At 46.4% G+C, this 13,639-nt stretch carries 14 protein-coding genes; 10 read left to right on the forward strand and 4 right to left on the reverse strand.

The features are described 5' to 3' along the window. Nucleotides 1–24: 24 nt before the first annotated feature. Together MSG36_RS19095 and rpmE are read right to left on the reverse strand one after the other, a co-directional pair. Nucleotides 25–1,314, reverse strand: a complete 1,290-nt coding sequence (locus MSG36_RS19095; protein ID WP_017061144.1) for a malic enzyme-like NAD(P)-binding protein — start codon at nucleotides 1,312–1,314, stop codon at nucleotides 25–27. Nucleotides 1,315–1,646: 332 nt separating this feature from the next. Further along, complete coding sequence (rpmE, locus tag MSG36_RS19100; protein ID WP_004737142.1) at nucleotides 1,647–1,865, reverse strand: 50S ribosomal protein L31; 219 nt, start codon at nucleotides 1,863–1,865, stop codon at nucleotides 1,647–1,649. Nucleotides 1,866–2,197: 332 nt separating this feature from the next. Here rpmE and priA point away from each other — a divergent pair, with 332 nt between their 5' ends. From priA to rraA, 7 genes are all read left to right on the forward strand, one after another. Next, on the forward strand, nucleotides 2,198–4,399 hold the full coding sequence (priA, locus tag MSG36_RS19105) for a primosomal protein N' (protein ID WP_248369316.1): 2,202 nt from the start codon (nucleotides 2,198–2,200) through the stop codon (nucleotides 4,397–4,399). Nucleotides 4,400–4,639: 240 nt separating this feature from the next. Then, nucleotides 4,640–5,644 (forward strand): DNA-binding transcriptional regulator CytR, encoded by a 1,005-nt coding sequence (gene cytR, locus MSG36_RS19110; RefSeq protein WP_017103629.1) that lies wholly within the window; start codon nucleotides 4,640–4,642, stop codon nucleotides 5,642–5,644. A gap of 122 nt (nucleotides 5,645–5,766) precedes the next feature. After that, nucleotides 5,767–6,306: an SPOR domain-containing protein gene (locus tag MSG36_RS19115; protein ID WP_048605407.1), complete on the forward strand. Its 540-nt coding sequence runs from the start codon at nucleotides 5,767–5,769 to the stop codon at nucleotides 6,304–6,306. Nucleotides 6,307–6,530: 224 nt separating this feature from the next. Next, entirely contained in the window at nucleotides 6,531–7,079 is a 549-nt protein-coding gene (gene hslV / locus MSG36_RS19120) for an ATP-dependent protease subunit HslV (protein WP_004729692.1), read from the forward strand. A gap of 58 nt (nucleotides 7,080–7,137) precedes the next feature. Then, a complete protein-coding gene (hslU, locus tag MSG36_RS19125) occupies nucleotides 7,138–8,478 on the forward strand; it encodes an HslU--HslV peptidase ATPase subunit (protein ID WP_048605412.1) in 1,341 nt (446 codons plus the stop codon). A 155-nt stretch (nucleotides 8,479–8,633) separates the two neighbouring features. Further along, complete coding sequence (locus MSG36_RS19130) at nucleotides 8,634–9,551, forward strand: 1,4-dihydroxy-2-naphthoate polyprenyltransferase (RefSeq protein WP_248369318.1); 918 nt, start codon at nucleotides 8,634–8,636, stop codon at nucleotides 9,549–9,551. Nucleotides 9,552–9,624: 73 nt separating this feature from the next. Continuing rightward, nucleotides 9,625–10,143, forward strand: coding sequence for a ribonuclease E activity regulator RraA (gene rraA / locus MSG36_RS19135; RefSeq protein WP_017071322.1), 519 nt, complete (start codon nucleotides 9,625–9,627; stop codon nucleotides 10,141–10,143). Between the two features lie 109 nt (nucleotides 10,144–10,252). On the opposite strand, the gene zapB is transcribed toward rraA, so the two are convergent. Beyond that, nucleotides 10,253–10,495, reverse strand: coding sequence for a cell division protein ZapB (gene zapB, locus MSG36_RS19140; RefSeq protein WP_008219652.1), 243 nt, complete (start codon nucleotides 10,493–10,495; stop codon nucleotides 10,253–10,255). A 324-nt stretch (nucleotides 10,496–10,819) separates the two neighbouring features. On the opposite strand from zapB, the gene glpX reads away from it, so the two are divergent. The 3 genes from glpX (at nucleotide 10,820) to MSG36_RS19155 (ending at nucleotide 13,116) form a co-directional block, all read left to right on the forward strand. Beyond that, a complete protein-coding gene (glpX, locus tag MSG36_RS19145; protein WP_048605418.1) occupies nucleotides 10,820–11,827 on the forward strand; it encodes a class II fructose-bisphosphatase in 1,008 nt (335 codons plus the stop codon). Nucleotides 11,828–12,025: 198 nt separating this feature from the next. Next, the gene (locus tag MSG36_RS19150; RefSeq protein ID WP_050619835.1) at nucleotides 12,026–12,646 is read left to right on the forward strand and encodes a metalloregulator ArsR/SmtB family transcription factor; all 621 of its coding nucleotides are present in this window, start codon (nucleotides 12,026–12,028) and stop codon (nucleotides 12,644–12,646) included. 122 nt (nucleotides 12,647–12,768) lie between these two features. After that, the gene (locus MSG36_RS19155) at nucleotides 12,769–13,116 is read left to right on the forward strand and encodes a DUF3135 domain-containing protein (protein ID WP_048614960.1); all 348 of its coding nucleotides are present in this window, start codon (nucleotides 12,769–12,771) and stop codon (nucleotides 13,114–13,116) included. A gap of 54 nt (nucleotides 13,117–13,170) precedes the next feature. On the opposite strand, the gene MSG36_RS19160 is transcribed toward MSG36_RS19155, so the two are convergent. After that, nucleotides 13,171–13,599 carry a DUF805 domain-containing protein gene (locus MSG36_RS19160; protein ID WP_048605424.1) on the reverse strand — a complete coding sequence of 143 codons (429 nt, stop codon included), beginning with the start codon at nucleotides 13,597–13,599 and terminating at the stop codon, nucleotides 13,171–13,173. Nucleotides 13,600–13,639 lie beyond the last annotated feature (40 nt).

Here is a 13,639-nt window from a genome sequence, read left to right on the forward strand (position 1 = left end):
TTTCGCTCAATAGAGCAACAGCTATTAAGCCATATAGTTAGCAGGCATCTCGATACGAGCTACGCCAGATTCAACAGCCGCTTCCGCAACTGCTCGTGCTACGCGAGGAAGTAGACGTGGGTCCATTGGCTTAGGAATGATGTAACCCTTACCGAACTCCAGTGCAGTCTCGCCCGCAGCTGCTAGTACTTCAGCTGGAACTTCTTCTTTCGCTAGTTCACGAATCGCTTTAACCGCCGCCAGCTTCATTTCATCATTGATTTCGCTCGCACGCACGTCTAGTGCACCACGGAAAATGAATGGGAAACAAAGTACGTTGTTTACCTGGTTAGGGTAATCACTGCGGCCTGTACCCATGATTAGGTCAGAACGAACTTCATGTGCAAGCTCAGGCTTGATCTCTGGATCTGGGTTTGAACATGCAAACACAACAGGCTTATCAGCCATCAGCGTTAGTGCTTCAGCAGGCAGTAGGTTAGGACCCGATACACCCAAGAACAGGTCAGCGCCTTCGATAACATCTTCAAGCGTGCGCTTATCCGTGTTATTTGCGAACAGCTCTTTGTATTCGTTTAGGTCATCACGACGAGTGTGGATCACACCTTTACGGTCAAGCATGTAGATTTTTTCACGCTGAGCGCCACACTTAATCAGTAGCTCCATACAAGCAACCGCTGCTGCGCCAGCACCTAAACAAACGATCTTACACTCTTCAAGTTTCTTACCTTGAAGCTCGATCGCGTTCAGCATACCCGCTGCCGTTACAATCGCTGTACCGTGTTGGTCATCGTGGAATACCGGAACATCACAACGTTCAATCAGGCGACGTTCAATCTCAAAACAGTCTGGTGCTTTGATATCTTCCAGGTTAATACCGCCGAATGTATCTGCGATATTCGCAACCGTATCAACGAACTCATCGATTGTGCGGTGTTTTACTTCAATATCGATAGAATCTAAACCAGCAAAACGCTTAAACAGGAGCGCTTTACCTTCCATAACAGGTTTAGAAGCAATAGGGCCAAGGTTACCTAGGCCAAGAATCGCTGTACCGTTAGAGATAACTGCAACCATGTTGCCTTTACCTGTGTACTTATAAACGTTATCAACGTTCTGTGCGATCTCGCGAACAGGCTCAGCCACGCCTGGGCTGTATGCAAGTGCTAGGTCTTCTGCAGAGTTTGCAGGCTTCGTCAGTTCTACGGCAATTTTGCCTGGAATTGGGAACTCATGGTAATCAAGAGCTTGCTGACGGAATTGTTCTTGGGGTGATAATTCTTGAGAGGATTGAGCTTGGCTGCTGTCTTCAGACATAGGTGTAGGTTCCTAGGATATTATTATTTGGGGGATCTTGTTCATGTTAATGGATGTACTTCAAAGTTCCTAGGTGGTTGAAGCCTCTGTCTCATTAAAAAACGAGATTTCACTACTAATAAGACCAGTGAGCAGTTGAAATTACTATCGCTTGTTGAACTTTCGCGCGGAATTTTGGTGCAGAGATACGCAAGGAATTACCCTGAAATAGAATAGAGAGGCAACTTATCGTTGGGTGAGAGTGATGCTTGAATAGAAGTCAGTGCTTTCTCAAATTACAGGCAACAAAAAAGGACACCGAAGTGTCCTTTTTCATGTCTAAATAGCGAGAATTACTTCTTGCTAGAAAGAGCACCGAAACGCTTGTTGAAGCGATCAACACGGCCGCCAGTATCTACGATACGTTGCTTACCAGTGTAGAACGGGTGACATTTGTCACATACGTCTAGGTGGATTGATTCTTTTGCTAGCGTTGAGTTGAACTCAAATGTGTTGCCGCAAGAACAAGTTGCAGTAACTGCTTTGTATTCTGGGTGGATTCCAGCTTTCATGGGATAACCTCAAGTAGGCCGTGTCGCTATACGATTCTAAGCCGCACACCACACGTAGTTTAAAAAAAGAAATAAAGACACCGCATCGACACAAAAGAGTGATGAAGCCATACCTTTAAGGCGCAGTATAGTAATGAATCTATAAGGTAGGATCAACCGATTTGATACATTTTTCACCAATTCTCTCTTTATTTCCTTTATCGGCCTGAGATTTCAGGCTGTCGTTGTCGGTATACGCTAACTCGACGCCTTCATCCAAACTGCTTCTCGAATTTAACCGCCTTATCCTTTAGACTGTTCGCTCTCGTCAACTCAGATAAAGCCGTCCCTTTATGCGTCCAATGATTGCCCGCGTGGCACTGCCTGTTCCACTCGACAAGCAGTTCGATTACAAGATTCCAAGCCACCTATTTCCGATTATTGGTGGACGAGTCTCTGTGCCTTTTGGACGACAAACCTTAACCGGCATTGTCACTGCTCTGGTTAACGAATCTGAATTCGAGCTAGACAAGCTCAAACCCATTAAAGCCTTATTAGACAATCAGCCTGTTTGGCCGGAATCTGTCTATTCACTGTTAATGTGGTGCAGCCAATTTTATCAGTACCCGCTTGGTGAAACCTTTGCTAACGCCCTTCCGAGCGCTCTAAGAAAAGGCAAAGCCGCCGACTTCGCGACGCTGGTTGAATGGCAGTTAACACCATCAGGCAAAGATCAGTTAATGCAAGGTTTTGGTCGCGCGGTCAAGCAAGCCAAAGTGATGCATATGCTTGAGCACGGCCCTGTTCCTCATCAAGAGTTCATTGATGAAGAAGTTGGCAGCGCCGTACTCAAAACGCTAGAAGAGAAAGGCTGGATTGAATCGGTAGAGAAAAAGCCAAAGCGTCAGCCGTGGCCAGTTGATCTTGAAAACGACCAAGACAAGCCTAAAATCAATGCCGAACAAGCCATCGCGATTGCGACCGTAAATAGCCAGACCGACTTCGGTTGTTTCCTGCTAGAGGGTGTCACTGGCTCAGGTAAGACCGAGGTCTACCTGAATATGATTAAGCCGATTCTCGACCAAGGTAAACAAGCATTAGTGCTCGTGCCCGAGATTGGTCTCACCCCTCAAACGATTAACCGCTTTAAGCGACGCTTTAATGTACCTGTTGAGGTTATCCACTCGGGCTTAAACGATTCTGAGCGACTGAATGCTTGGTTATCGGCGCGCGATAAAATAGCGGGCATCGTGATTGGTACCCGTTCAGCTCTGTTCACGCCGTTTGCTGACCTAGGCATTATCATTGTCGACGAAGAGCACGATACCTCTTATAAACAGCAAGATAGCCTGCGCTACCACGCTCGAGATGTGGCGATCATGCGTGCTCATAAAGCGCAGATCCCGGTTGTGTTAGGCTCGGCGACTCCAGCCTTTGAGACGCTGCACAACGCTCAGATCGGCAAATACAGTTATCTCACCCTGACTTCACGTGCGGGTGTCGCACTGCCGACCACCAATAAGGTGTTGGATGTTAAAGGTGAATATCTAGAAAGTGGTTTGTCTGCGTCGTTAATTGCAGAGATGCAAAGACACCTCAAAGCTGGCAACCAAGTGATGCTGTTCCTCAATCGTCGAGGGTTTTCTCCGGCATTAATGTGTCACGATTGTGGTTGGACAGCCGAGTGTAAACGTTGCGATGCTTACTACACCTATCACCAATACAGCAATGAGATGCGCTGCCACCACTGCGGCTCTCAGCAGCATATCGTGCACAATTGCCAAGGCTGTGGATCTGCAAACTTAGTGACAGTGGGTGTCGGGACCGAGCAGTTAGAAGCTCAGCTTGGCCAACTATTCCCTGAATACAAAACCATTCGTATTGACCGCGACAGCACCCGCCGTAAAGGCAGCTTAGAAAGCGCACTAGAGTCGATTCGTAAAGGTGAATACCAAATTCTTATCGGCACGCAGATGCTTGCTAAGGGTCACCATTTCCCTGACGTGACACTTGTGGCGTTATTGGATGTGGATGGCTCTTTATATAGCAGTGACTTCCGAGCGTCTGAACGTCTTGCCCAGCTATTCATCCAAGTAGCGGGACGCGCAGGACGAGCAAGTAAACCCGGTGAAGTGATCTTACAGACTCACCATCCAGAACATGGGTTGCTGCAAGCCTTGCTGCACAAAGACTATAACCACTTTGCTCAGACGGCACTGGCAGAACGTAAGCAGGCAATGTTACCGCCCTATACCTTTATGACGCTGTTTAGAGCAGAAGCGAATGACACTCGCTTGGTGGAGGAGTTCTTGCGTCAGGTTCGTCACACATTGGAATCACATCCACTGTTTGACCAATATTGCATGGTGTTAGGGCCAACTCCGGCTCCGTTAGCAAAACGTGCGGGCAAATCGCGCTGGCAGTTAATCTTACAAACTCAGACGCGCTCGTTAATGCAGAAGCTATTAATGAGTGCCAAGCCGGCCATCAATATGTTACCTGCTGCGAAAAAAGTCCGCTGGTCACTCGATATTGAGCCGCAAGATTTGAGCTAAACCCACTTGGGTTAAAACTAATGATAAGTTTGTTCACAAATATTTCATATTTCTCGTGAGCAACTTCACACTAGTCATGTGATTTTTGTTAATCTAGCCGTAACTTTACACGGATTAAACGAATAAAATATTGCAATAAAAAAAGTGTTAGCAACACTTTCATAATATCTATTCGATTACATTTATTATTCACGCCTTAGATACTTAGGCGACAAAGGAACTTAAAAGAGGGTTTAATTTATGGCGACAATGAAGGATGTTGCCCAGCTAGCAGGCGTCTCAACAGCCACGGTATCACGTGCATTGATGAACCCTGAGAAAGTCTCAGTTTCAACTCGCAAACGAGTGGAAACAGCAGTACTTGAAGCTGGATACTCACCCAATACATTAGCTAGAAACTTACGTCGCAACGAATCAAAAACCATCATCACTATTGTTCCTGATATCTGTGACCCTTATTTCGCCGAGATCATTCGTGGTATCGAAGATGCCGCAGTAGAAAATGATTACCTTGTTCTGCTAGGTGATAGCGGCCAGCAAAAGAAGCGCGAGTCTTCATTTGTTAACTTAGTGTTCACCAAACAAGCCGACGGCATGCTGCTGCTTGGCACTGACCATCCGTTTGATGTCAGCAAGCCTGAACAAAAGAATTTACCGCCGATGGTAATGGCATGTGAGTTCGCACCAGAGCTTGAACTGCCTACGGTACACATCGATAACCTGACCTCTGCATTTGAAGCGGTTAACTACCTAGCTCAGCTAGGTCATAAACGCATCGCTCAAATCTCAGGCCCCGTATCGGCAACGCTGTGTAAGTTCCGTCAACAAGGCTACCAACAAGCGCTGCGTCGTGCCGGTGTCTCTATGAATCCAGCCTACAGTACGGTTGGTGATTTCACCTTTGAAGCGGGCGCTCAAGCGGTTCGTCAATTACTGGCACTGCCTGAACAGCCAACCGCTATCTTCTGTCACAACGATGCGATGGCGATTGGTGCGATTCAAGAAGCGAAGAAGCTGGGCTTGCGCGTTCCTCAAGACCTATCGATTGTCGGCTTCGATGACATCCAATTCGCTCAATACTGCGATCCACCGCTAACCACCATTTCTCAGCCTCGTTATGAGATTGGACGCCAAGCGATGTTGATGATGCTTGATCTATTGAAGGGCAACGATGTGCAAGCAGGTTCGCGTCTGCTTGAAGCTAAATTGGTAGTTCGAGGCAGTACAGCGCCACCTCGAATGTAACCCTCAGAAATACCCTTATAAATCTGCGGCACATTTTGATGTGCCGCTTCCATTTCTGCACTATTATCCTCGCGCAATCTGGATTACCATGAGGGCAGAATCAGCAACTATTGAATTGTCTTGTGGCTAATAGAGATTATGTAAAGCGTGGTCGTGGCACGAAAAAACCAACCAAAAAACAAGCCCCTCGCCGTAAACCTTGGCGCAGTGGTCTTTTGGCGATCCTCCTTGCCGGTGGTTTTGGTTACGGACTTTACCTATTGAGTAATGATCCTGAGCCGCCAGCACCAACGCCTGTGGCAACCAAACCAAAACCTAAGCCAAAACCAGCGAAAGTGATTCCGCCGCCTCCTGAAGAGAAGTGGGATTACGTTGAAACGCTGCCAAGCCGCGAGATTGAAGTAAAAGCCAAAGAGCAACAGATCTCTAAGATCCCTTACATCATGCAGTGTGGCGCTTACAAAACCTCGTCGCAGGCAGAAGCACGTAAGTTGGATATTGCCTTCCAAGGTATCTCGAGTGAGATCCGCAAGAAAGATGGCAGTAGCTGGTACCGTGTGGTTCTAGGACCATACAAGTTAAAGCGTGACGCAGAACGAGATCGCCATAAGCTGCAACGAGCGAAAATCGAACCTTGTGCTATTTGGAAAGACACCGATTAGTTTTAAGTTCAGCGGCAACCTCTGTCTTAGTAAAAGCCGAAAACAAACACCGAAAGCCTCCCATTGTGGAGGTTTTCTTTTATCCCTCTCCCCTTTAACCAAATTTCCTTACAACTTCCGCCGATAAGTTTGCACGACATCACTCCCCCTTCCTTGAATTATCCGAGCGCCATCCTCATATACTTTTTATACCCAAAGATAAGAAATATTAAGAGGCCCTACTCGTGACTACCATTGTATCTGTACGTCGTAATAATAAAGTCGTCATCGCGGGTGATGGACAAGTATCTCTAGGCAATACTGTAATGAAGGGCAATGCCCGTAAAGTACGTCGCCTATACAACAACAAAGTACTGGCAGGTTTTGCTGGCGGTACCGCTGATGCTTTCACGCTATTCGAAAAATTTGAAAGCAAGCTACAAATGCACCAAGGCCACCTGACCAAAGCTGCCGTTGAGCTAGCGAAGGATTGGCGTAGCGACCGTGCTCTACGTAAGTTAGAAGCACTGTTAGCAGTAGCGGATGAGACCGCTTCACTGATCATCACAGGTAACGGTGACGTAGTTCAACCTGAGAACGACCTGATTGCGATCGGTTCGGGCGGTAACTTCGCTCAAGCAGCCGCTACTGCACTATTAGAAAATACTGATTTAGATGCGCGTGAAATCGCAGAGAAGTCGCTGAACATTGCGGGCGATATCTGTGTATTCACCAACCATCACCACACTATTGAAGAACTAGAAAGCACCGTTGAGCTGCCAAAGCCAGAGTAACGACCGCTTCCATCAATAACGTTGTATTCAACAGTGATTAAAGAATTAAGGAAAAACCATGTCTGAGATGACTCCTCGCGAAATTGTTCACGAACTCAATCGCCACATTATCGGCCAAGACAACGCTAAGCGTTCAGTGGCTATCGCTCTGCGTAACCGCTGGCGTCGTATGCAGCTTGAAGAAAGCCTGCGTGTTGAAGTATCACCAAAGAACATCCTAATGATTGGTCCAACAGGTGTCGGTAAAACTGAGATTGCTCGCCGTCTAGCGAAACTAGCAAACGCGCCTTTTATCAAGGTAGAAGCGACTAAGTTCACCGAAGTTGGCTACGTTGGTAAAGAAGTTGAGACCATCATCCGTGATCTAACGGACGTTGCAATCAAGATGACACACCAACAAGCGATGGAAAAAGTACAATACCGCGCTGAAGAACAAGCTGAAGAACGCATTCTTGATGCCCTTCTACCACCAGCACGTGATGCTTGGGGTCAGAACGAGCAATCAACTGAAGACACCACATCTTCAAACACTCGTCAGATTTTCCGCAAGAAACTGCGTGAAGGTAAGCTAGACGACAAAGAGATCGAAGTTGATGTAGCCGCGCCGCAAATGGGCGTTGAAATCATGTCACCTCCAGGCATGGAAGAGATGACAAACCAGCTGCAAGGCATGTTCCAAAACCTAGCAGGCGACACCAAGAAAAAGCGTAAGATGAAAATCAAAGACGCATTCAAAGCACTGACGGAAGAAGAAGCTTCAAAGCTTGTGAATCAAGAAGAGCTAAAAGAGAATGCGATCTTCAACGCTGAAAACAACGGCATCGTATTCATCGATGAGATCGACAAAATCTGTAAGCGTGGCGACAGCTCAGGCCCAGACGTATCTCGCGAAGGTGTTCAGCGTGACCTACTGCCTCTTATCGAAGGCAGCACAGTATCAACCAAGCACGGCATGGTGAAAACTGACCACATCTTGTTTATCACATCAGGCGCATTCCAAGTGGCTAAGCCATCTGACCTGATCCCTGAGCTACAAGGTCGTCTACCAATCCGCGTAGAACTTGAAGCGCTTTCAGCACATGACTTCAAACGTATCCTGACTGAACCAAAAGCATCGCTGACAGAGCAATACATTGCCCTAATGAAAACAGAAGATGTCAGCATTGAGTTCACTGAAGATGGCATCAACCAAATTGCGGACGCAGCATGGCGCGTAAACGAAACCACTGAGAACATCGGTGCGCGTCGTCTACACACGGTAATGGAGCGTCTAATGGATGAGATTTCATTCGAAGCAACAGACAAAGCAGGCAGCAAGCTAGTGATCGATGAAGCTTACGTAACATCGAAACTTGGCGAATTCGTTGAAGACGAAGACCTAAGCCGCTTCATCCTGTAGCACACGAAACTCCAACTTATTGCTCTATCTCAAAGAAATAGCAGCTAATAAGCGAATTCAAGGCCCACTTTCGAGTGGGCTTTTTATTACCCGAAAAATGGGCGTATACTCAAATCACAGTATGAAACGAAGACTTACAAAGAATTAGACCTACGATGAAACAATCTCTACTGATCTGGCTTGATGCCGCACGACCAAAAACTCTGCCTCTCGCACTTGTCTCTATTCTTACAGGAAGTAGTTTAGCGTTCGCCGGTGGTCAGTTTTCTTTATCGATAGCCCTACTGGCATTTTTAACCGCCACCCTATTACAGATTTTATCGAACCTAGCCAATGACTATGGCGACGCAGTAAAAGGCACAGACAACGAAAATCGTCTGGGGCCAACACGTGCCATGCAATCTGGTGCGGTGACGGCGAAAACCATGAAGCAAGCGATCATCCTCAACATCGTGTTTACCATGGTCGCTGGACTGATTCTTATTTTTCATGCCTTAACCTCGATTGAAAGTATCTTATCTTTCATTGCGTTAGGCGTATTAGCCATTATTGCAGCTATCGCTTACACCGTCGGTAATAAGCCTTATGGCTATATCGGCCTTGGCGACTTGTCGGTGTTTATCTTCTTTGGTTTGTTAGGTGTTTCAGGGACTTACTTCTTGCACACTGGCCATGTTGAACCAAGCCTATTCCTTCCGGCATTGGGCTGTGGCTTGATGGCGGTTGCGGTACTCAATATCAACAACATGCGTGATATCGAAAACGACAGCGAATGCGGTAAGCGCACCATGGCGGTTCGCCTAGGACAACGCAAAGCCAAACACTATCATTTTGCACTGCTTGGTCTCGCCCTTGCTTCTTTCGCTATCTACCTACTGATTCAAGAAAAACCGGTCTGGATCAGCCTGCCGTTTTTATTGAGCATTGTTATTGTTTACAAACATGGCAAGGCCGTTTGGGAAACCGAAAAACCAGCGCAGATTGCACCAATGATGCCCGTGATTGTGAAATGCTCACTGGTCACTAACCTATTGTTTGCAGGGGTTGTCGTAGCTCAAACTCTATTGAGTTAAATGAGACTAATCATTGCAAAGGGATCAAGCGCCGATATACTCAAAGTAAGCTCATTGTTCAAAAGGTATACTAATGGAATACAACACTTCAGCACTGTGCGACATATATTTGGATCAAGTTGATGTCGTGGAGCCAATGTTCAGCAACTTCGGTGGACGTGCATCCTTCGCAGGACAGATCACGACATTAAAGTGTTTTGAAGACAACGCTTTGATTCGCTCTGTACTAGAGCAAGACGGTCTGGGACGTGTGTTGTTAATTGATGGTGGCGGCTCACTACGTAAAGCGCTGATCGATGCTGAGATTGCCCTACTTGCCGAAGACAATGAGTGGGAAGGGATTGTGGTTTACGGCTGCGTTCGTGAAGTCGATGAGCTTGAAGACATGAACCTAGGCATCCAAGCCTTAGCTTCTATCCCTGTTGGTGCGAGCCAAGAAGGTGTTGGTGAATTAGACGTTCCAGTGAATTTTGGCAGCGTGACCTTCTTACCTGAAGATTACCTCTACGCAGATAACACCGGCATCATTCTTTCTGCCGAACCTCTAGATGTAGAACTTGATTTGGATGTTGAAGAAGAAGAGGTCGAGTAACTCACTCGGCTTTGAATACGACAACAAAGCATAAGAATACGAAGTATTAGAACGCAAACAAAAACGCCCGCTACTGAGTAGCGGGCGTTTTTTAAATCTGAAGAGTCGATTACTCTACTTCATCCATTTTACCAAGAAGGTTACGGATGCGATCTTGCCATGCTGAATGCTCTTCCTGCATTTGCTGAGTTTTTTGCTCTAGCTCGTGACGGCTTGCTTTAAGCTCACCAGCTTCTGTTGCTAGTGCTTGTTTCTCTTCTTTAAGCTCTTCCACTTCCATTTGAAGAAGTGCAATTGTATCTACTGCTGTTTGAATTTTTGCTTCTAGCTGCTCTAGTACTTCAAAAGACATTCTGGCCTACCTTTAAGTTATCCGTTTGATGGTGAAGGTTCACTCCACTTATTTCCCCATTCTACTCAGCAGAGCAAGGATAAACACTCAATATATTCGATATTTTGCGCCATTCGATGAAAAAAACAGCGCTTTTTACCGAATATTGACGTGAACGATTACCGCCACAACGGCAAACCGATTATTTCGATGAATAATAACTGTTTTCCACTGCGAATTGATCGAGAGCAATCTCCAAAAAACAAAAAGGCAAACGTTTCCTTTTGGATATGGTAAAATTCGCCGCGAAATTTCTATTCCCCCTTTGAAAATTTTGGAGTCCGCATGAAACGCGATTTAGCAATGTCATTCTCTCGTGTCACAGAAGGTGCAGCACTAGCTGGTTACAAGTGGCTTGGCCGTGGCGATAAAAACGCTGCAGATGGCGCTGCTGTAGAAGTAATGCGTAGCCTATTAAACAAAACCGAAATTAGCGGTGAGATTGTTATCGGCGAAGGTGAAATCGATGATGCACCTATGCTGTACATCGGCGAAAACGTAGGTGTGGGCGGCGACGCTGTCGACATCGCAGTTGACCCAATTGAAGGGACACGCATGACAGCAATGGGCCAATCAAATGCATTGGCTGTATTGGCGGCAGGCGAAAAAGGCAGCTTCCTTAAAGCGCCTGATATGTACATGGAAAAGTTGGTTGTTGGCCCTGGCGCTAAAGGCGTGATTGACCTAGAACTGCCACTAACAGAAAACCTAGAAAACATCGCGAAAGCACTAGGTAAAACACTCGATACTCTAGTTGTAACCACGCTTGCTAAGCCTCGTCATGATCAAATCATCGCCGACATGCAAGCTATGGGCGTTCGTGTATTTGCTGTGCCAGACGGTGATGTTGCGGCTTCTATCTTAACCTGTATGCCAGACAGCGAAGTCGACGTCATGTACTGCATCGGTGGCGCACCTGAAGGTGTGGTTTCAGCTGCGGTAATTCGCGCACTCGACGGCGACATGCACGGTCGTCTTCTACCTCGTCATGAAGTTAAAGGCGACACAGAAGAAAACCGCAAGCACGGTGAACTTGAACTTGAGCGCTGCGCAGAAATGGGCGTAACGGCGGGTATCGTGTTGAAGATGGAAGACATGGCACGCAGCGACAACGTTGTATTCTCTGCAACAGGCATCACTAAAGGTGACTTGCTAGAAGGCATTTCTCGTCAAGGCAATATCGCAACCACAGAAACTCTGCTTATCCGTGGCCGCTGCCGTACGATTCGCCGCATCAAATCTATCCACTACCTAGAGCGTAAAGATCCAGAAGTGGTAGGTCATATCCTGTAAGCCAAAACTCGGTGAAACAGAATATTCGAAGGCTGATACCAAGTATCAGCCTTTTGTTTTATTAGCGCACCAGAATCTCCCCATGGCTGCCAATAGAGTAAAACGCTATCTATAGAGTAAATTACTATCAATATAGTAAATGGTTTGCTTTATAAACACCTTGCCTCATAATAGTAAGGTTCATGAGGTAGGGATAGTATGAAAACAAGCGACAAAATCTTACAGACCATTAAGCGTCAAGGCGCGGTAACCGCGAAACAACTGTCAGAAGAATTTGGCATGACGACAATGGGTGCAAGGCAACATCTGCAAAGCCTGGAAGATGACGGTATTCTTGCGTTTCATGACGTGAAAGTGAAAGTGGGTCGCCCGACTCGCCACTGGTCCCTGACCCAACAAGGCCATAGCCAATTTTCAGACCGACATGGTGAACTCACTATTCAAGTGATTGATGCTGTGGAGAATCTATTTGGTAAAGAAGGACTGGCTAAGGTTGCTGCCGAGCGTGAACAACACACACTCAAGCAGTATCAAACTGCATTGTCTGACTGTAATTCACTCATCAGCAAGCTTAAAAAACTTACCCAGCTTCGTGAAGACGAAGGCTACATGGCTGAGCTTCAAGAGCATGATGATCACTACATCTTGATTGAGAACCATTGCCCTATCTGTAAGGCTGCAACTCGCTGCCCTAGCCTGTGCCAATCTGAGCTCAATGTGTTTACTGAGTTACTAAAAGATGAGTGCCATGTGAGCCGTACAGAGCACATCATTGCTGGCGAACGACGCTGTACTTACACCTTAACACCCGCACTTTGATTTTAACGGTAAGCGATTAATACCGTCTCAATATTGAGAAAATACAAATAGATTAAAATTTGTACAGATTTCTTTCTTAAGCTTAGAGCATATGAAACACGCTTAATGCTAAGGAAGGAATGATGGCGCATCCACAACCCTCTCAAAAACTGCCACCCTTTGATGAACTTGTCCAACTCGCGAAAAGCGATCCGAAAGCATTCAATCAATTCAAACACGAGATGTGCGAACAGATGATCTGCTCGGCTTCAGACGTGATGCAAGACCGACTTCGCGCACAACAAAGTCACATCGACTTAGTGGTTAGCCGCTGTAAAAACCCACACCATGCTAATGTCGTACTCATGCAAGAGCTACGCTGTCAGGTCTGTAAGTTCCAAGATGCACTCGAAGGGCGCTGCGGCTTTGAAGAATCTCTGCCTGAAAATGTCGTGCCTTTTAAGCCGAATACCGAACCTAAAATGTACTGAAAGTAGCAAAGCATTAAAAAGAAAAAAGGGAGCGTAATGCTCCCTTCTTATCGATCAATATTTACATGGGTCTTCGCCGTAGTCATTACGGCCTTCTGTGCCTTTCAACAAGCCACACTCAATTAGAATCCACAAACCACACACTAATGCCGCGACGGTTGCCGCCATATGAATTGGCGATACCGGCTCTGTCGTCGTTGCAGCCATTGGCGAAGCTAAACGACCCAATACTAATGGCACATTCAATAGTAGCCAGTAATTAGACTTATTGCGGTCGTGCCAGCGCTTAGCGGTTACCGCCAGATCTGGAATCACAAGCATCAATAGGAAGATTGGTAGCAGGATATAAGAGTAAGCAGGGAACAACACAGAGATACCAGAAGCAAAACCGGTAATCGCTATGTAGTAGAAAATATTCCAAATCCAGTAAGTCTTACGACCAATTCTCCCCTTGAAAGAGAGCAGTAATTCTTTCATCGACATCTTAAATACTCAAATTTATACGCCGCTAAAAGTCAGCAGC

This window comes from Vibrio sp. 1CM8B (assembly GCF_023161685.1).
Lineage (GTDB): Bacteria > Pseudomonadota > Gammaproteobacteria > Enterobacterales > Vibrionaceae > Vibrio > Vibrio coralliirubri.